This is a genomic window from Aeromicrobium ginsengisoli, assembly GCF_004134905.2.
Lineage (GTDB): Bacteria > Actinomycetota > Actinomycetes > Propionibacteriales > Nocardioidaceae > Aeromicrobium > Aeromicrobium ginsengisoli.
The window spans coordinates 673,429-691,050 of the sequence record NZ_SDPQ02000003.1 but is presented as its reverse complement, the minus strand read 5'-3'; the positions used below and the strand labels follow the sequence as shown (position 1 = coordinate 691,050).

Annotated in this window: 16 protein-coding genes and 2 tRNA genes; 8 read left to right on the top strand and 10 right to left on the bottom strand. The window is 67.9% G+C overall.

Features of this window, described 5'->3' with window-relative positions; all coding sequences use genetic code 11:
- Position 1: 1 nt before the first annotated feature.
- From ESP70_RS16520 to ESP70_RS16510, 3 genes are all read right to left on the bottom strand, one after another.
- Positions 2–745, bottom strand: coding sequence for an SURF1 family protein (locus ESP70_RS16520; RefSeq protein ID WP_149690394.1), 744 nt, complete (start codon positions 743–745; stop codon positions 2–4).
- Between the two features lie 76 nt (positions 746–821).
- Complete coding sequence (gene glyA / locus ESP70_RS16515) at positions 822–2,099, bottom strand: serine hydroxymethyltransferase (RefSeq protein WP_149690393.1); 1,278 nt, start codon at positions 2,097–2,099, stop codon at positions 822–824.
- Between the two features lie 34 nt (positions 2,100–2,133).
- Positions 2,134–2,766 carry a response regulator gene (locus tag ESP70_RS16510; RefSeq protein ID WP_149690392.1) on the bottom strand — a complete coding sequence of 211 codons (633 nt, stop codon included), beginning with the start codon at positions 2,764–2,766 and terminating at the stop codon, positions 2,134–2,136.
- A gap of 616 nt (positions 2,767–3,382) precedes the next feature.
- Here ESP70_RS16510 and ESP70_RS16505 point away from each other — a divergent pair.
- The 4 genes from ESP70_RS16505 to ESP70_RS16490 all read left to right on the top strand — a co-directional run bounded on the left by ESP70_RS16505 (position 3,383) and on the right by ESP70_RS16490 (position 9,757).
- The gene (locus ESP70_RS16505) at positions 3,383–4,996 is read left to right on the top strand and encodes an ABC transporter substrate-binding protein (RefSeq protein WP_149690391.1); all 1,614 of its coding nucleotides are present in this window, start codon (positions 3,383–3,385) and stop codon (positions 4,994–4,996) included.
- A 111-nt stretch (positions 4,997–5,107) separates the two neighbouring features.
- A complete protein-coding gene (locus ESP70_RS16500) occupies positions 5,108–6,193 on the top strand; it encodes an ABC transporter permease (protein ID WP_149690390.1) in 1,086 nt (361 codons plus the stop codon).
- Positions 6,193–8,856 (top strand): ABC transporter ATP-binding protein/permease, encoded by a 2,664-nt coding sequence (locus ESP70_RS20580; protein WP_149690389.1) that lies wholly within the window; start codon positions 6,193–6,195, stop codon positions 8,854–8,856. The genes ESP70_RS16500 and ESP70_RS20580 overlap by 1 nt, the downstream gene beginning before the upstream one ends.
- Positions 8,857–8,893: 37 nt before the next feature.
- Positions 8,894–9,757 (top strand): oxygenase MpaB family protein, encoded by an 864-nt coding sequence (locus ESP70_RS16490; protein ID WP_149690388.1) that lies wholly within the window; start codon positions 8,894–8,896, stop codon positions 9,755–9,757.
- On the opposite strand, the gene ESP70_RS16485 is transcribed toward ESP70_RS16490, so the two are convergent.
- Complete coding sequence (locus ESP70_RS16485; protein ID WP_149690387.1) at positions 9,754–10,239, bottom strand: MarR family winged helix-turn-helix transcriptional regulator; 486 nt, start codon at positions 10,237–10,239, stop codon at positions 9,754–9,756. The two genes, ESP70_RS16490 and ESP70_RS16485, sit on opposite strands and share 4 nt — an antisense overlap.
- 104 nt (positions 10,240–10,343) lie before the next feature.
- On the opposite strand from ESP70_RS16485, the gene ESP70_RS16480 reads away from it, so the two are divergent.
- The 4 genes from ESP70_RS16480 to ESP70_RS16465 all read left to right on the top strand — a co-directional run bounded on the left by ESP70_RS16480 (position 10,344) and on the right by ESP70_RS16465 (position 12,026).
- Positions 10,344–11,000: an FMN-dependent NADH-azoreductase gene (locus tag ESP70_RS16480; protein ID WP_149690386.1), complete on the top strand. Its 657-nt coding sequence runs from the start codon at positions 10,344–10,346 to the stop codon at positions 10,998–11,000.
- Positions 11,001–11,098: 98 nt separating this feature from the next.
- A complete protein-coding gene (locus tag ESP70_RS16475) occupies positions 11,099–11,464 on the top strand; it encodes a YtxH domain-containing protein (RefSeq protein WP_149690385.1) in 366 nt (121 codons plus the stop codon).
- Positions 11,461–11,865 (top strand): phage holin family protein, encoded by a 405-nt coding sequence (locus tag ESP70_RS16470; RefSeq protein WP_149690384.1) that lies wholly within the window; start codon positions 11,461–11,463, stop codon positions 11,863–11,865. Before ESP70_RS16475 ends, ESP70_RS16470 begins: the two co-directional genes overlap by 4 nt.
- Complete coding sequence (locus tag ESP70_RS16465; RefSeq protein WP_149690383.1) at positions 11,862–12,026, top strand: DUF3618 domain-containing protein; 165 nt, start codon at positions 11,862–11,864, stop codon at positions 12,024–12,026. Before ESP70_RS16470 ends, ESP70_RS16465 begins: the two co-directional genes overlap by 4 nt.
- A gap of 11 nt (positions 12,027–12,037) precedes the next feature.
- Here ESP70_RS16465 and ESP70_RS16460 read toward each other — a convergent pair whose 3' ends face one another.
- The 6 genes from ESP70_RS16460 to gyrA form a co-directional block, all read right to left on the bottom strand.
- The gene (locus ESP70_RS16460; RefSeq protein ID WP_149690382.1) at positions 12,038–12,664 is read right to left on the bottom strand and encodes an MBL fold metallo-hydrolase; all 627 of its coding nucleotides are present in this window, start codon (positions 12,662–12,664) and stop codon (positions 12,038–12,040) included.
- Position 12,665: 1 nt separating this feature from the next.
- A complete protein-coding gene (locus ESP70_RS16455; protein ID WP_149690381.1) occupies positions 12,666–13,751 on the bottom strand; it encodes an S-(hydroxymethyl)mycothiol dehydrogenase in 1,086 nt (361 codons plus the stop codon).
- Between the two features lie 176 nt (positions 13,752–13,927).
- Positions 13,928–14,000, bottom strand: a tRNA-Ala gene (locus ESP70_RS16450).
- Positions 14,001–14,148: 148 nt separating this feature from the next.
- A tRNA-Ile gene (locus ESP70_RS16445) sits at positions 14,149–14,223 on the bottom strand.
- A gap of 57 nt (positions 14,224–14,280) precedes the next feature.
- Positions 14,281–15,054, bottom strand: a complete 774-nt coding sequence (locus ESP70_RS16440) for a DUF3566 domain-containing protein (RefSeq protein WP_246162066.1) — start codon at positions 15,052–15,054, stop codon at positions 14,281–14,283.
- Positions 15,051–17,606 (bottom strand): DNA gyrase subunit A, encoded by a 2,556-nt coding sequence (gene gyrA, locus ESP70_RS16435; protein ID WP_149690380.1) that lies wholly within the window; start codon positions 17,604–17,606, stop codon positions 15,051–15,053. The genes ESP70_RS16440 and gyrA overlap by 4 nt, the downstream gene beginning before the upstream one ends.
- Positions 17,607–17,622 lie beyond the last annotated feature (16 nt).

Here is a 17,622-nt window from a genome sequence, read left to right as displayed (position 1 = left end):
GTCAGGCTACCTTCGGCCTCGCAGCGGCCACGCTCTCGGTCGACATCCGCCACCACATGAACACGGCGAACGCGCCGAACACCCACCACTGGAACGCGTACGCCAGGTTGCGCAGGCCGACGGTCCACGACACGTCGCCCGGCTCCGGTGGCGGGACGAGGTCGAGCCCGGCAGCGGCGGAGGCGCTCGTGCTGACGGCATAGCCGGAGTAGAGGTCGTACGGCAGCTCGTTGGTCAGCGCGGGAATGCGCACCGAGCCGATCTCGCGCCGGTCCGGGTCGTACGACGCACCGCCGGCCTCGCCCGGCTGGAGGACGGCCTTGATCGTGACCTTCCCCTGCGGCACGGCGGGGAACTCGCCAGCCTTCGGCGCCCATCCGCGAACGACCAGGAGTGCGTGGTCGTCACCGTCGACGAGCAGAGGTGCGAGCAGCCATGCCCCCTCTCGGCCGTTCTGCTCCTTGTCGGTGACCCACACCTGCTGCGTGGCCGGGGCGAACGTGCCCTCGGCGGTCACCGGGCGGTGGTTGAGCGTGGACGTGAACGGCTGGTCGGGTCCCCACAGCCCGGACAGCGCGACGCGCGGCACGTGCTGCTTGTCGGCGCGCTCGTGCTCCTGGCGCGAGTCGTAGACCCCGAGCTGCCACAGCCCCATGAACACGCAGAACGCGACCGCGACGACGGCGAAGACATGCAGACCGACGAGGCCCGGCCGCAGCCAAAGCCTCGCCGTACCGAGATTCACGACAACGCCTTCGAGAAGAGCCAACGATACAGAGGCGTTGCCGGGAGTGTCCGACTGTTCACTCGCTAGCGCTCGCTCACGACATGAACGGCGCGATGTCTGGGTAGAGCGGGAAACGCTCGGCCAGCACGGTCACCCGCTTGCGCAGCCCCTCGATGTCGACGTCGCCGGGCAGCAGCGCGGCGGCGATGATGTCGGCGACCTCGGTGAACTCGTCAGCGCCGAAGCCACGCGTGGCGAGCGCCGGCGTACCGATGCGCAGCCCGGATGTCACCATCGGCGGCCGCGGGTCGTTGGGCACGGCGTTGCGGTTGACCGTGATGCCGACCTCGTGGAGCCGGTCCTCGGCCTGCTGGCCGTCGAGCTCGGACTCGCGCAGGTCGACCAGCACGAGGTGCACGTCGGTGCCACCGGTGAGGACGTTGACGCCCGCAGCACGGGTGTCGGCCGCGACCAGTCGCTCGGCGAGGATCTGGGCGCCCTCGATCGTGCGCTGCTGGCGCTCCGTGAACTCCGGCTCGAGGGCCATCTTGAACGCGACCGCCTTGGCGGCGATGACGTGCTCGAGCGGGCCACCCTGCTGTCCGGGGAACACCGCGGAACGCATCTTCTTGGCGATGTCCTCGTCGTTGGTCAGGATCGCGCCACCGCGCGGTCCGCCGAGGGTCTTGTGGGTCGTCGTCGTGACGATGTGCGCGTGCGGCAGCGGGCTGGGGTGCAGACCGGCGGCCACGAGCCCGGCGAAGTGCGCCATGTCGACCCAGAGCTTGGCACCGACCTCGTCGGCGATCTGGCGGAACAGCGCGAAGTCGAGCTGGCGCGGGTAGGCAGACCAGCCGGCGATGATGACGGTCGGCTGGTGCTCGTGCGCCAGGGTGCGGACCTCGTCCATGTCGACGAGCCCCGTCTCGGGCACCACGTGATAGGCGACGGGCTTGTAGAGCTTGCCGGAGAAGTTGAGCTTCATGCCGTGGGTCAGGTGACCGCCGTTGGCCAGGTCGAGACCCAGGATCGTGTCGCCGGCCGTGGCGATGGCGTGCAGTGCAGCAGCATTGGCGGTCGCTCCGGAGTGCGGCTGCACGTTGGCGTAGCCCGCGTCGAACAGCTGCTTGAGCCGGTCGATCGCGATGGTCTCGACCTGGTCGACGAACTCGCAGCCGCCGTAGTAGCGCTTGCCGGGGTAGCCCTCGGCGTACTTGTTGGTCAGGACGCTGCCCTGGGCCTCGAGCGATGCGACAGGGGCGAAGTTCTCCGACGCGATCATCTCGAGCGTCGACTGCTGACGGTGCAGCTCGGCGTCGAGGAGCGCGGCGATGTCAGGATCGAACTCGGAGAGATGCTGGTTGTGGCTCATGGCCCAAGGGTATCTGGCCGCCCGGGCCGCCGACCTACGACTGCTTGCGTCTCGCGGCGAGGACGGCGGCCTGGGTACGCCGCTTGAGCCCGAGCTTCGCCAGGAGCTGTGAGACGTAGTTCTTGACCGTCTTCTCCGCAAGGAACATCTCGGCCGCGATCTGCCGGTTCGTCATGCCCTCGCCGATGAGGTCGAGGATGCGACTCTCCTGCGGGGTCAGCAGGTCGAGTGGGTCGGCAGCCGGTTCGCCGTCCCTGATCCTTGCCAGCACCTTCTGCGTCGCGACCGGATCGAGGAGCGACTGCCCACCGGCCACCTGTCGCACCGCCTCGACGAGCTCGGCACCCCGCGCGCGCTTGAGCAGGTAGCCCGCCGCGCCGGCCGCGATCGCCGCGAACAGCATCTCGTCGTCGTCATGTGCGCTCAGGATCACGACAGCGATCTCGGGGTGCGCATCCCGGATGGTCCGGCACACGTCGACGCCCGAACCGTCCGGGAGGGTCGCGTCGAGCACCGCGACGTCAGGAGTGACAGCCGGGATGCGGAGCAACGCGTCTGCTGCCAGAGCGGCTTCACCGACGACCTCGATGTCGCCCTCGTCCTCCAGCAGGTCCTTCAGCCCACGGCGCACGACCTCGTGATCGTCGAGCACGAAGACCCTGATCACTGCGGATCCACTGCGGCCGTTGGCGTCGAGGCGCGTGGAAGTCGCCCCGAGGGTGCATCGGCAAGAGCCGCATGCCGAACGTGCATGGGATCCCCTTCCCGCTCGGCACACTAACGACTCGGAAGGGATGGTTGTCACGAATTCCTGACGCGATCCGCAGAATTCATCCGTTGGGACCAGGATTTCCTGCGAAATCAGTCGACATGACTACAAACGTCTAGTCATTTCGGGGCGGAGGGCTGCCGAACGGCAGCCGCATGCAGGACTTAGGTCCCTGACGGGGGATGGACGCATACGGAACGATAAGTACGTCAGGGCTGGGCCCTAACAGCCGCAGGGATCTCCCTCCCGCGGGCTGGCGCGGAGGAACTCCCAAATATCCCTCCCGATCCTCACGCGTCGACTGTTCACCACGTCGACTCGATCGCAGCCCGGGCCCGCCCTGGCTTTACTTTCGCCGGTGGTGCCGCCATGCCCGCCGCATAGGTAACCAAAATGCAATCTGACAGGTCGGCACAGCCACCACGGGCGCGTGTAGCGTGCGGAAAGGCTCGGTCCCATCATGTGGACAATCCCGCCGCGGCCACGGGTCGCGGCTCGACCGTAGGAGAGCAAGATGAACTTTCGTCGCGGAACCGCGATCATCGCGGTTACCGCACTGGCCGGCATGGCGCTGGCCGCGTGTGGACAAAGCAAGGACGACGACAACAAGGATGCCGGCGGCTCGAACCTCGTCGTCGGCACGACCGACAAGGTGGTCTCGATCGACCCGGCCGGCTCGTACGACAACGGGTCGCTGACGGTGCAGACGCAGGTCTACCAGTACCTCCTCAACTTCCCGGCCGGCAGCACGACGCTGACGCCGGACGCTGCGTCGAAGTGTGACTTCGCGCAGCCGACCGAGTACGTCTGCACGATCAAGCCCGGACTGAAGTTCGCCAACGGTCACGCCCTGACGGCGTCCGATGTCGCGTTCTCGTTCAAGCGCATCGTCAAGATCAACGACCCCAACGGTCCGGCCTCGCTGCTGGGCAACATGAAGTCGGTCGAGGCCAAGGACGACAAGACCGTCGTCTTCACCCTCAACTCGCCCAACGACCAGACGTTCGGCCAGGTGCTCGTCACCTCCGCCGGGCCGATCGTCGACGAGGAGACCTACCCCGCCGACAAGGTCCTGGACGATGACGCCGCGGTCAAGGCGCAGGGCTTCTCGGGTCCCTACACGATCGGCAAGTACACCAAGGGCCAGATCGCCGAGTTCAAGGCCAACCCCGACTACGACGGGGCCTACAACAAGCCGAAGACCAAGACGATCACGCTGACGACGTACGCCGACGCCAACAACCTCAAGCTCGACGTCCAGAACGGCAAGATCGACGTCGCCTGGCGTTCGCTGACCCCGACCGACATCGACAGCCTCGGCAAGGACGACAAGGTCAAGGTGCACAAGGGCGCCGGTGGCGAGCTGCGCTACATCGTGTTCAACATGAAGACGATGCCCGGCGACAACGCCGACCAGAAGCTCGCGATCCGCAAGGCGATGGCGTCCTCGCTCGACCGCGACGAGCTCTCGACGCAGGTCTACAAGGGCACCTACACGCCGGCCTACTCGGCCGTCCCGCAGGGCCAGGTCGGCGCCACCGAGCCGTTCAAGGACAAGTACGGCGACAAGCCCGACAAGGCCGAGGCCAAGAAGTTCCTCGACGACGCCGGCGTCAAGACCCCGGTCACGCTCAAGCTGCAGTACAACACCGACCACTACGGCTCCTCGTCGACCGAGGAGTACAACATGGTCAAGCGTCAGCTCGAGGACACCGGCCTGTTCAAGGTCGACCTGCAGTCCACGGAGTACGTCACGTACTCCGAGGAGCGCGTCAAGGATGCCTACCCGATGTTCCAGCTCGGCTGGTTCCCGGACTTCCCGGACGCTGACAACTATGTGACGCCGTTCTTCGCGCCGAACAACTTCCTGCAGTCGCACTACAACTTCTCGGACAAGGACAACCCCGTACCCGAGATGACGAAGCTGCTGAAGTCCGAGGCCACCGACCCCGACAAGACCTCGCGTGTCGCGACGCTCAAGCAGATCCAGGACCTGGTCGCCGACCAGGTGCCGATCCTGCCGCTGCTGACCGGCGCACAGGTCGCGGTGTCGGGCAAGGACGTCAAGGGCGTCGAGGAGACTCTCGACCCCGCGTTCAAGTTCCGCTTCACCTCGCTGTCGAAGTAACCACGTTGAAGGGGCGGGTCCATTGGACCCGCCCCTTCCGTATGTTGTCGTCTACGGTCCTTGAGCCTGTCGAAGGGACCCGACCCTCTCAGAACCGAAATTGAGGAACTCATGACCGCCGAAGTCCTCGCGCCACACGAGCCGACGCCCGCCGATCCCTCCCGCAGGAGGCGCGGCCCGCTCAACCCCCTGGCCCGCTACATGCTGGTGCGCGTCGCCCTGATCATCCCGATGCTCTGGGTGCTCGTCACGATGGTGTTCCTGCTGATGCGCGTCATCGGCGATCCCGTGACGGCCGCCCAGGGTGGCCGCCTCAACGCCGAGCAGATCGCCGAGCGCAAGCACGCCGCCGGCCTCGACCGTCCGATGCTGACCCAGTACTGGGAGTACATCACCGGCCTGCTCCACGGCGACTTCGGCACGACCCTGACCGATCACCGGCAGATCTCCGGCATCATCACCGAGTACGGCGCAGCGACGCTCGAGCTGTCGTTCTGGGCGCTCATCGTGGCCTTCGGCATCGGCATTCCGCTGGGCCGGCTCGCCGCGCGCTACCGCGACCGGCTGCCCGACGTCATCCTCCGCCTCTTTGCGATCCTCATCTACGCCGCGCCGGTGTTCTTCGTCGGCCTGCTGCTCAAGCTCGCGTTCACACCGTTCGGCTGGCCGTCGTCGGGGCGCGCCTCGACCCAGACCGAGCTGACGCTGGACAACGTCCACCCGCACACCAACATCATGATCGTCGACGCGCTGCTGTGGGGAGACCCGAAGATCATCCTCGAGGTCCTCCAGCACGCCGTCCTGCCTGCCACCGCGCTGGGCCTGCTGACCGGCGGCGTCTTCCTGCGGCTCGTGCGCATCAACCTCCTGCAGACGCTGCGCATGGACTACGTCACGGCGGCGAGAGCCCGCGGAGTCTCCGAGCGGAGAGTCGTGCGCAAGCACGCGTTCCGCAACGCGCTCGTCCCGGTCGTCACGGTCATGGGCATGCAGATCGCGCTGCTCCTGGCCGGCGCGGTGCTGACCGAGACGACGTTCGAGTGGAAGGGCATCGGCTACGAGCTGACCCAGTACCTCAAGGCTCGCGACTTCCTCGCGGTCCAGGGCATCGTCACCGCGATCGCCGTGATCGTCTGCGTGGCGAGCCTGCTGATCGATGCCATCGTCGCCCTCGTCGACCCCCGAGTGAGGTTCTGATGCCTACCCGCCGCTTGAGCTTGTCGAGAGCCGTCCCAGCTGTCGTACGCCAGTCCCATGGCCTGCAGCGGTTCATGCTGCTGCTCGGCTTCGCGATCATCGCCGCGTTCGTGATCATCGCGATCTTCGCGCCGCTGCTCGCCCCCTACGGCTTCAACGACGACCGTTCCGGCGGCGTCCTCTTCGGCACCCAGCAGGCCCCATCGGCCGACCACTGGTTCGGTACGACGGTGGGCGGCACCGACGTGCTGTCCCGCGTCATCTACGGCACCCGCACCGCGCTCGAGGTCATCATCCTCGCGGTCGTGCTGTCGAGCCTGGTCGGCGTTCCGCTCGGTCTGCTGTCCGGCTACCTCGGCGGCTGGCTCGACCGGGTGCTCGTCCTGATCATGGACGCCCTCTACGCGTTCCCGTCCCTGCTGCTCGCCATCGTCGTGTCGATCGTGCTGACCGGAGGTGCCAGCGGTGCCGTCGGCGGCATCCTCGCCGCCGCGATATCGATCACGGTGGTCTTCGTGCCCCAGTACTACCGCGTGATCCGCAGCGCCACCCTCGCGGTCAAGGTCGAGCCGTATGTCGACTCGGCCCGGGTCGTGGGCGTACGCACGCCGCGCATCCTCGGCAGGCACATCTTCTCCAACGTCGCGCAGAACCTGCCGGTCATCGGCACGCTCAACGCGTCCGAGGCGATCCTGACCCTCGCCGGCCTCGGCTTCCTCGGCTTCGGCATCGAGCCGTCCGCCGCGGCGGAGTGGGGCTTCGACCTCAACAAGGCGCTGCCCGACGCGTCCAACGGCATCTGGTGGACCAGCATCTTCCCCGGCAGCGCGATCGTCCTGATCGTGCTCGGCGTGACGCTCGTCGGCGAGAGCCTCAACGACATCCTCAACCCGCTGCTGCGCACCCGCGGCGCCGAGACGACGTCGGCGGACGAGAAGGAGATCACCGCTGAGTTCGAGGAGCTCACCGGTGACATCGAGCCGTCGGTGGAGGTCCGCGACACCGAGACCAGCGAGAAGCGGGTCGCGGCCCTGTCGCTGTCCGACCTGGCGGTCACGTTCCGCACGGACGCCGGCCAGATCCACGCGGTCAACGGCATCTCGTTCGACGTCGCCCCGGGCGAGGTCGTCGCCGTCGTCGGCGAGTCCGGCTCCGGCAAGTCCGTCAGCTCCCGCGCCGTCCTCGGCCTGCTGCCGTCGACCGCCGCGGTCACCGGCTCGGCCCGCCTCGGTGACCGCGAGCTCCTCGGCATGTCCAACAGTGACATCCGGCCGATCCGCGGCGACCAGGTCTCGATGGTGTTCCAGGAGCCGTCGACCGCGCTCAACCCGGTCTACTCGGTCGGCTGGCAGATCATCGAGGGCATCCAGGCGCACCGCGACATCTCCAAGAAGGACGCCCGCAAGCGAGCGATCGAGCTGCTCGACCTGGTCGGCATGCCCGATCCCGAGCACCGCGTCGACTACTACCCGCACCAGCTGTCCGGCGGACAGAAGCAGCGCGTCGTCATCGCGATGGCGATCGCCTGTGACCCCGACGTCATCATCGCCGACGAGCCGACGACGGCCCTCGACGTCACGGTCCAGGCCGCGATCCTCGAGCTGCTGCTGTCGCTGCGAGATCGGCTCGGCACCGCGATCGTGCTGATCACGCACAACATGGGCGTCGTCGCCGACATGGCCGACCGCGTCGTCGTGATGTATCGCGGCAACATCGTCGAGCAGGCACCGGCCGGGCAGCTGTTCGCCCAGCCCAAGCACCCCTACACGCGTGCCCTCCTCGACGCCGTCCCGCACCTCGGTCGCGAGAACGGCCCGGGCCTGGTCGACGAGAACGAGCTGGTGCTCAAGGTCGAGGACCTCGTCGTCGAGTTCCCCGGCGGCCTCGGTCAGCCGGCCTTCCGCGCCGTCGACCACGTGTCGCTCGAGATCCGCAAGGGCGAGGTCCTCGGCCTGGTCGGCGAGTCCGGCTCGGGCAAGTCGACCATCGGGCGTACGACCGTGGGCCTGCAGCAGCCGACGAGCGGAACGATCCACGTCTCGGGCAACCAGGTCTCGGGCCTCTCCGACCGTCAGCTCCGGCCACTGCGCTCCCGCTTCGGGTTCGTGTTCCAGGACCCGGCCTCGTCGCTCAACCCGCGCATGTCGATCGGCCAGTGCGTTGCCGAGCCACTGCACGTTCAGACCGAGATGACGCAGTCCGAGATCGACGCCAAGGTCAGGTCACTGCTCGACAGCGTCGAGCTCGGTGGCTCCTACGTCGGGCGGTTCCCGCACGAGCTCTCAGGTGGTCAGCGTCAGCGGGTGAGCCTGGCTCGTGCCCTGGCGCTCGACCCGGACCTGCTCATCGCGGACGAGCCGACCTCGGCCCTCGACGTGTCGGTTCAGGCACGCGTGCTCGAGCTGTTCACCGAGCTCCAGCAGCGGCTGCAGTTCGCCTGCCTGTTCATCAGCCACGACCTCGCCGTCGTGGACACGCTCGCCAACCGCGTCGCGGTGATGCAGAACGGAGCGCTCGTCGAGATCGGACCGCGCGAGCAGGTGCTCGGCAACCCGCAGGAGGACTACACCAAGCGGCTCATCGCTGCGGTGCCGGTTCCGGATCCCGAGGAGCAGCGTCGCCGCCGCGAAGCGCGCGGGCACTTGCTGACCGACATCTCCTGAGCGAGCCGGTTCACGCGTTCGCGCGTACGGTCGAGCCATGAACCCGCTCGAGTCCGTGCGCCGACGCGTGGGCGAGACGATCTTCTCCCGCGTCGCCGGCGACGAGGGCCCGGCGCGGCGTGACCGCATCCACTTCTCCGACGGGCCGCGTCGGTTCGAGCCGGGCTCGGCGATCTACCGCGTGCACTCCGACGCGTCGATGTTCGTCGGCGGGATCCGCGCGCTGCTGCTGCAGTCGATGCACCCCCTTGCGATGGCCGCGGTCGATGCGCACTCGGGATTCCGCGGCGATCCGTGGGGGCGTCTGCAACGCACGAGCACGTTCCTCGCCGAGACGACGTTCGGGACGATCGAGGATGCCGACCGGGCCGTGGCGATCGTCCGTGCAGTGCACGAGCGCGTGCGCGGCGTCGCGCCCGACGGCCGGGCGTACGCCGCCTCCGACCCGCACCTGGTCCGCTGGGTGCACGTGGCCGAGATCGACAGCTTCCTGCGCGCCCACGATCGCTACGGCGCAAAGCCGCTCGATGCCTCGGGCCGCGATGCGTACATCAGCCAGACGGCACACGTGGCTCGCGCCCTCGGTGCCGCTGACGTGCCAGAGACGGTGGCCGAGCTCGAGCAGGTGCTGGCCGACTACCGGCCCGAGCTCGAGGGCACTCCGGCCGCCCGCCGAGCGGCGCGATTCATCCTCGTCCATCCGCCCGTGCCGCTCACGTTGCGTGCGCCGTACGGACTGCTGTCGGCGGCTGCGGTCGGCATGATGCCGCGCTGGACGCGATGGCCACTGCGGCTGCCCTACCTGCCGATCGTCGAGGCCACTGCCGTGCGTACCAGCGGCGTCGCGATCACGGAGGCGATCCGCTGGGCGATGGGGTCAGGGCCGCCGAGGCGGGACTAGCACTCCGCGACGCCAGGGACGTCGCACGCGTCGACGACCGGCCCCGCGGCGGCAACGCGTACGAGGAGCTGGCGGAACAGGTCGGCGTCAGTGTCGGAGAGGTTGCCGAGCACGGTGCGTTCGACCTGGGCGATCCGCTCAGACGCTGCGGCCAGGGCCTTGGCGCCCTTGGCCGTCAGCACGACCTGGCGGGCGCGACGGTCAGCCGGGTCTGGGCGTCGCGTCACGAGTCCGGCCTTTTCAAGGTCGTCGACCAGGTAGGTCATGACCGTGCGATCGATGCCGAGACTGGTGGCGATCGTCGCCTGGTTGCTGCAGTCGTCACCGTTGGCGACCGACATGACCTGGAAGCCGCGAGGACCGCCCGGCAGGTCACTGATCGCGTCGCGCGCCTTGTCGAGGTAGTTCCGCAGGATGCTGCCGAGGGCCTGGCCGAAGTCGATGGAGTCCTGCTCCGTCGTCGTCTCAGCCGTCTCGGTCATGGCCCCAGTGTAGCGAGTGCGCTCTTGTGGCGATCATCATGTTGACCGATGATCGTCGTGTAATATGATCTGTAGAACAGACTATCTAGCCACAGGAGCTACCCATGAGCACGATCTTCCGACTCGACGCCAGCATCCGTCAGGACGGCTCGGTCACGCGGGCCGTCGCCGACACACTGGAGGAGACCATTGCCGAGGAGCTCGGCAGTCCGGCTGTCGTTCGCCGCGATCTCGGCAGCAACCCGATCGATCCGACACTGTGGCCGCTCGCCGCCTTCGCGGGCTACACCCCGGAGGAGCAGCGCACGCCTGAGCAGGTCGCCGCGATCCAGGACGCTGCAGCACTTGCGGACGAGGTTGTCTCGGCTGACGTGCTGGTCTTCGCTGTTCCGCTCTACAACTTCGGCGTCTCCCAGCATTTCAAGGCGTGGTACGACCTCGTCGCCACGGACCCGCGGCTGAGCGTCGGCCAGAGTACGGTCACCGGGAAGCCGGCCTTCCTCGTGACGGCTCGCGGGGGTGGCTACGGCGCCGGCACACCTCGCGAGGGCTGGGACCACGCGACAGGCTGGATGCGTCGGGTGCTCGAGGACGTCTGGGGCCTCGACCTCGACGTCATCGAGACCGAGCTGACCCTCGCCGAGGTCACGCCGCAGATGGCTGAGCTCCGCGACCTCGCCCGCGAGCAGCTCGCCGAGTCACACGAGACCGCCCGCCGGAGCGGACGATCCGTGACGATCAAGCTCCGTCCCGCCGCCTGAAACCACGGGCGCCGGGGAGGAAGGGCCTCCCCGGCGCCCCTTCCCTCATGTGTGACCACCGCCCAACGGGGTAAGCCCGCCCTGAAGGAGTGGTCAACGTGAAGAAGCTGACAGTGCTCGTGATCGGCGCCGCCGGGTACGTTCTCGGTGCTCGCGCCGGGCGTGAGCGTTATGAACAGATCAAGCGCCAGGCGACCAAGGCCTGGAACAACCCCACAGTCCAAAGCGCCGTCGACGACGTCCAGACCCAGGCGAAGCAGGCCGGGTCCGAGATGGGCAGCAAAGTCGGCTCGAAGGTCGCCGACGTCGCCGGTGAGGCGAAGTCCAAGATCGCCGACAAGATGCACGGGCACGACATCGATCCGGCGTCGGACAACTACCAGCCCGGCGACGAGGTCATCGGGCCGCCGCCGGTCCCCGGCGGATCGCGGATTGCCGATGCCAGCCGACAGGGCCAGTCGTGACGGCGTCGCGTACGCCCACGTCCGAGGCCTCCACCGGTGAGCTGATCGCCCAGGCGACCGACGACATCTCGACCCTCATTCGCAACGAGCTCCAGCTCGCCAAGCATGACCTGGCGACGAGCGGCAAGCGTCTCGGGGTCGGCGCCGGCATGTTCGGCATGGCCGGCACCATGGCCCTGTACGGCCTTGGCGCCCTCATCGCTGCGGGCATTCTCGGGATCGCCGAGGTGCTCGACGCGTGGCTCGCCGCCCTGATCGTCGGTGGCGGGTTGTTCGTCCTCGCCGGTCTCGCCGGCCTGGTCGGCAAGATGCGGGTCAGTCGGGTCGCGGAGCCTCCGAAGGAGCGCGTCGCGAGCGTCAAGGCCGATGTCGCCGCCGCGCGTCGCGGAGCCGCGTCATGACCGCGCTCGAGCACGACATCCAGGAGACCCGGGCGCACCTCGGAGAGACCGTGGATGCGCTCGCGGCCATGGCGGATGCCGGCAAGAAGCGCGCCGGCATCGTCGCTCTCATCGGGGTCGCCGCAGTCGCTGCGCTCGTGCTCTGGCGCCGACTCAGCTGAGGATGACCGGCTCAGCTACCTCGCGCGATCCATGCGTCGAGGTGCGGAGCCTCGGCGCCAATCGTGGTGTCGTCGCCGTGCCCGGTGTGCACGACCGTGGCTGCCGGCAGGGCCAGGAGCCGATCACGGATCGAGTCGATGATCGTGTCGAAGTCCGAGTAGGACCGGCCGGTCGCACCGGGTCCGCCGGCGAACAGCGTGTCGCCGGTGAAGACCGCGCCGAGCTCCTCGGCGTACAAGCAGGTGCTGCCGGGAGTGTGCCCCGGGGTCGGCACGGCCCGAAGGACCGTGCCGGCGACGGTGAAGGTCGCGCCGGTGTGCAGCTCGCGGTCGGGTGGGGTGTCGTGCTCGGCGTCCCACAACATGCGGTCGGCGGGCGGGAACCAGACCTCGGCGCCGGTGAGTCGCCCGAGCTCGACGGCCGCGTTGATGTGGTCGTTGTGCCCGTGGGTCAGGACGATGGCCAGCACCGTACGCCCATCAATCGCGCCGAGGATCGCGCCGGCATCGTGCGGGGCGTCGATCACGATGACCTCGGCGTCGTCCCCGACCAGCCAGACATTGTTGTCGACGTCCGAGCTGCCGCCGTCGAGCGTGAACTGGCCCGACGTGACGACCTTCTCGATCCTCGCGGTCATGTCAGAGCTCCACGACGGATCGCAGGACGCCACCCTCGTGCATCCTGGCGAACGCGGCCTCGACGTCATCGATGCCGATCGTCTCGGTCACGAACGCATCGAGGTCGAGTCGGCCCTGCTGATAGAGGTCGACGAGCATCGGGAAGTCGCGGCTCGGCAGGCAGTCGCCGTACCAGGACGACTTGAGCGAGCCGCCGCGGCCGAACACGTCGAGCAGCGGGATCTCCAGCTGCATCTCCGGAGTCGGGACGCCGACGAGGACGACCGTGCCGGCAAGGTCGCGTCCGTAGAACGCCTGCTTCCACGTCTCGGGGCGTCCCACCGCGTCGATCACGACGTCGGCGCCGTGGCCACCGGTGAGTGCCTGGATCGCCTCCACGACATCTCCGGCGCCGGCGTTGATCGTGTGGGTCGCCCCCATGCCCTTGGCCCATTCGAGCTTGCGGTCGTCGAGGTCGATCGCGATGATCGTGGCGGCATTGGCCAGGCGCGCTCCCGCGATGGCGGCGCTGCCGACGCCTCCGCAACCGATGACGGCGACGGAGTCGCCTCGTTGCACGTTGCCGGTGTTGATCGCCGCGCCGAGCCCGGCCATGACGCCGCACCCCAGCAGGCCGACCGCCGCCGGTGACGCGGTCGGGTCGACCTTGGTGCACTGCCCGGCTGCGACCAGCGTCTTGTCGGCGAACGCGCCGATGCCCAGCGCAGGCGAGAGCTCGGTGCCGTCCTCGAGAGTCATCTTCTGGCTCGCGTTGTGCGTGTCGAAGCAGTACCAAGGGCGACCTCGCAGACATGCGCGACACCGACCGCAGACGGCGCGCCAGTTGAGCACCACGAAGTCACCCGGAGCCACATCCGTCACGCCCTCGCCGACCGACTCGACCACCCCGGCCGCCTCGTGGCCCAGCAGGAACGGGAACTCGTCGTTGATGCCGCCCTCGCGATAGTGCAGATCGGTGTGGCACACCCCGCACGCAGCGATGTCGACGATCGCCTCCCCGGGTCCGGGGTCGGGGATCACGATGTTCTCGACGGTCACCGGCGCCCCTTTGGCGCGGGCTACTACTCCTCGTACGGTCTGCGGCATGCGAACTCCCTCGTATGGCCTGGCTCACACCGAACGTACCCGCTGCTGGTCCGGCGGTACGTCTGCGGGGTGATGGCGGAGGGGCGCTGATGGGGCAGACTCGAGTCGCTCGCTTGTTCACTGAATGACGAAGGCCCTCCCACCATGGTTACGGTGGAAGGGCCAATCTCATTCAGTGGAGCCGAGGGGACTCGAACCCCTAACCCCCTGCTTGCAAAGCAGGTGCGCTACCAATTGCGCCACGGCCCCGTGGTCGTGCTGGTCCGGGATCAGACCTTGTCGCTGGCAGCCGCCCACGTGTCGGCCGGCTTGCTCTTCGACTTCGACAGGGCCCAGAAGACACCGGCCGCAGCGAGCCCGAGGGCGATGATCTTCTTCATGGAACCTCCTGTGCGAGTGGGCGTACGAGGACTTGAACCTCGGACCTCATCCTTATCAGGGATGCGCTCTAACCAAGCTGAGCTATACGCCCGCAACAGCGGTGAACTTTACCGCACCGCCTGCCGGTCTCCCAAAACGGGGAGGGGTCTTAGTGCTCTTCGGCGAACGTGACCTCCACGCCACCCAGGAGCTGCGCCGCAAGGTTGTAGAGATGGGCACCGATCGTGGCCAAGGCCGTGGTCAGGATGACGTTGATCGCCGACAGCACGAGGGTCAGGCCCACCATGCGCCAGAAGCCGAGATAGTCGGTGATGTTGAAGCTCGTCGAGTCGTCGCTCAGCACCGAGGTGACGCTGCCATTGATCTGGTCCCAGACCCCCGTCGCCTCCATGACGACCCAGAAGATCGACACCGCGACGACCGCCACGATCATCATCGCGACCGAGATCGCAAACGCCATGCGGGTGACCGACCACGGCTCGATGTGCGTCAGTCGCAGGCTCGCGCGCCGCTCCTTCTTGGAGCCCGACTCCGGCGCCGGGCTGAGTGTCGCTCCCGAGGTGGTGGTGGTCCGCTCGGGCGGAGTCTCGACCTTGTCCTTGACCGCGGGGATGACCGCGGTGCTCGACGGTGACTGGTTGGTCGTACGGGCGTAGTCCGCCGCGGTCAACGGCCGACTGTCCGACGAGGTGTCGTCGTCCTCGTCGGAGGAGTCGGACACCGGTGCCGGCGGCGGGGTGGGACGAGGGCGGCCCTTGTCGGTCTGCGGTCCACTCGACGACCCGTTGCTCGTGGCCGCCGACTTCTTGGCCGGCGCCCGCTTGGCCGGTTTGGGGATCCGGGGGACCTCCTGCGTCGGCGCCGCGTCTGCCGCGCTGGAGCCCGGCGCGGAGGTCGGGTCCTGCTTGTCGTCTTCGGTCACTGATCCTGGTCCTCGTCGGTCGACGTCTCTTCGGCCTGCGCCTCGTCCTGCGGGAGCTCGGTGTTGCGCGCGATGGTCACGACCCGGTCATCCCCCTTGAACTTCACGAAGCTCACACCCATCGTGCCACGCCCTGTCGGATTGACCCCCGAGACGAGGCTCCGGGTGACCTGACCGGTGGCCGTCACGGAGATGACGTCGTCAGTGTCGACGAGGACGAGACCACCGACGAGCTCTCCACGGTTCTCGGTGATCTGCATGGCCTTGATGCCCAGACCGCCGCGACCCTGCAGGCGGTACTGCTCGACCGGGGTCTTCTTGGCGAAGCCCCCGTCCGTGACCGTGAAGACATAGAGCTGGTCCTCCTCGGGCACATCCTCGGACTCCAGCGCGCCGGCGGAGCGTCGGATGACCGACATCGAGAGCATCGAGTCGGCCTCGCGGAACTTCATGCCCGTGACGCCGGACGTCGCCCGACCCATGGGTCGCAGCTGCTCGTCGTCGGCGCGGAAGCGGATCGCCTGCGCCTTGCGCGAGATGAGGATCAGGTCGTCCTCGGGGGTGACCAGCTCGGCGCCGATCAGTTCGTCGTCCTCGTCGCGGAAGTTGATCGCGATGACGCCGGCCTGACGCGGGCTGTTGTAGTCACCCAGTCGGGTCTTCTTGACCAGGCCCTTCTTGGTCGCGAGGACCAGGTAGGGCGCCTGCTCGTAGTCGCGGATCGCCAGGACCTGCGCGATCTCCTCGTCGGGCTGGAACGACAGGAGCCCGGCGACGTGTCCACCCTTGGCGTCGCGCCCGGCCTCGGGCAGCTGGTAGGCCTTGGCGCGGTAGACCCGGCCGGCCGTCGTGAAGAACAGGATCCAGTGGTGGCTCGTCGTGGCGAACATGTGCTCGACGAGGTCGTCACCCCGCAGGGCCGCACCGCGTACGCCCTTGCCGCCGCGGTTCTGCACGCGGTAGAGGTCGGTCTTGGTGCGCTTGGCGTAGCCGCCCTTGGTGATCGTGACCACGACCTCCTCGTCGGGGATCAGGTCCTCGTCGGACAGGTCGCCGTCGGCCGGGATGATGTGCGACCGACGATCCTCGCCGTACTTGTCGACGATCTCGGAGAGCTCGTCGGACACGATCTGCCGCTGACGCTCCGGCTTGGCCAGAATGTCCTTGAAGTCGGCGATCTTGAGCTCGAGCTCGGCGAGGTTGTCGATGATCTTCTGGCGCTCGAGGGCAGCCAGGCGCCGCAGCTGCATGTCGAGGATCGCGCGGGCCTGGAGCTCGTCGATGTCGAGCAGGCTGATGAGGCCGTCGCGGGCCTCCTCGACCGTGGGGCTACGGCGGATCAGGGCGATGACCTCGTCGAGCGCGTCGAGCGCCTTGGCCAGACCGCGCAAGATGTGGGCGGACGCCTCGGCCTCGTCGAGGAGGTACTGGGTGCGGCGCTGAATGACTTCGATCTGGTGGTTGATCCAGTTGCTGACGAAGCCGTCGAGCGTCAGGGTGCGCGGCACCTCGTCGACCAGTGCCAGCATGTTGGCGCTGAAGTTGGTCTGCAGCTCGGTGTGCTTGTAAAGGTTGTTGAGCACGACCCGGGCGATCGCGTCCTTGCGGATCTCGATCACGATGCGGCGGCCGACGCGCGACGACGACTCGTCGCGCAGGTCGGAGATGCCCTGGATGCGACCGGCGTTGACCAGGTCGGCGATCTTGCGCATGAGGTTGTCGGGGTTGACCTGGTAGGGCAGGCCCGTCACGACGAGCTGGATGCGCCCCTTGGTGTCCTCCTCGATCGACACGATCGCGCGCATCATGATCGAGCCGCGGCCCGTGCGATACATGTCCTCGATGCCCTTGGTGCCGACGATCAGCGCGTCGGACGGGAAGTCCGGACCCTTGACCCGCTCGATGAGGGCCTCGAGCAGCTCTTCCTTGGTGGCGTCGGGGTTGGCCAGCGCCCACTGGGCGCCGTCGGCGACCTCACGCAGGTTGTGCGGCGGGATGTTGGTCGCCATGCCGACCGCGATGCCCGCCGAGCCGTTGACCAGCAGGTTGGGGATTCGGGACGGCAGGACCGTCGGCTCCTGCGAGCGGCCGTCGTAGTTGGGGCGGAAGTCGACGGTGTTCTTGTCGATGTCACGCACCATCTCCATGGCGATCGGCGCGAGCCGGCACTCGGTGTAGCGCATCGCGGCCGCGCCATCGTCGCCCGGCGAGCCGAAGTTGCCCTGCCCGTCGATCATCGGTGCGCGCATGACCCACGGCTGCGCCAGACGTACGAGGGTGTCGTAGATCGCGGTGTCGCCGTGCGGGTGGTACTGACCCATCACGTCACCGACGATGCGTGAGCACTTGGAGAAGCCGCGGTCGGGGCGGTAGCCGCCGTCGAACATCGCGTAGAGCACGCGGCGGTGCACCGGCTTGAGCCCATCGCGTACGTCCGGGAGTGCACGCGAGACGATGACGCTCATCGCGTAGTCGATGTAGGAGCGCTGCATCTCGTCCTGCAGCTCGACCGCTTCGATCCGGTCGTGCTCGGGAGGTGTCGTCTCAGTCACGGAAGTGTCCTGTCAG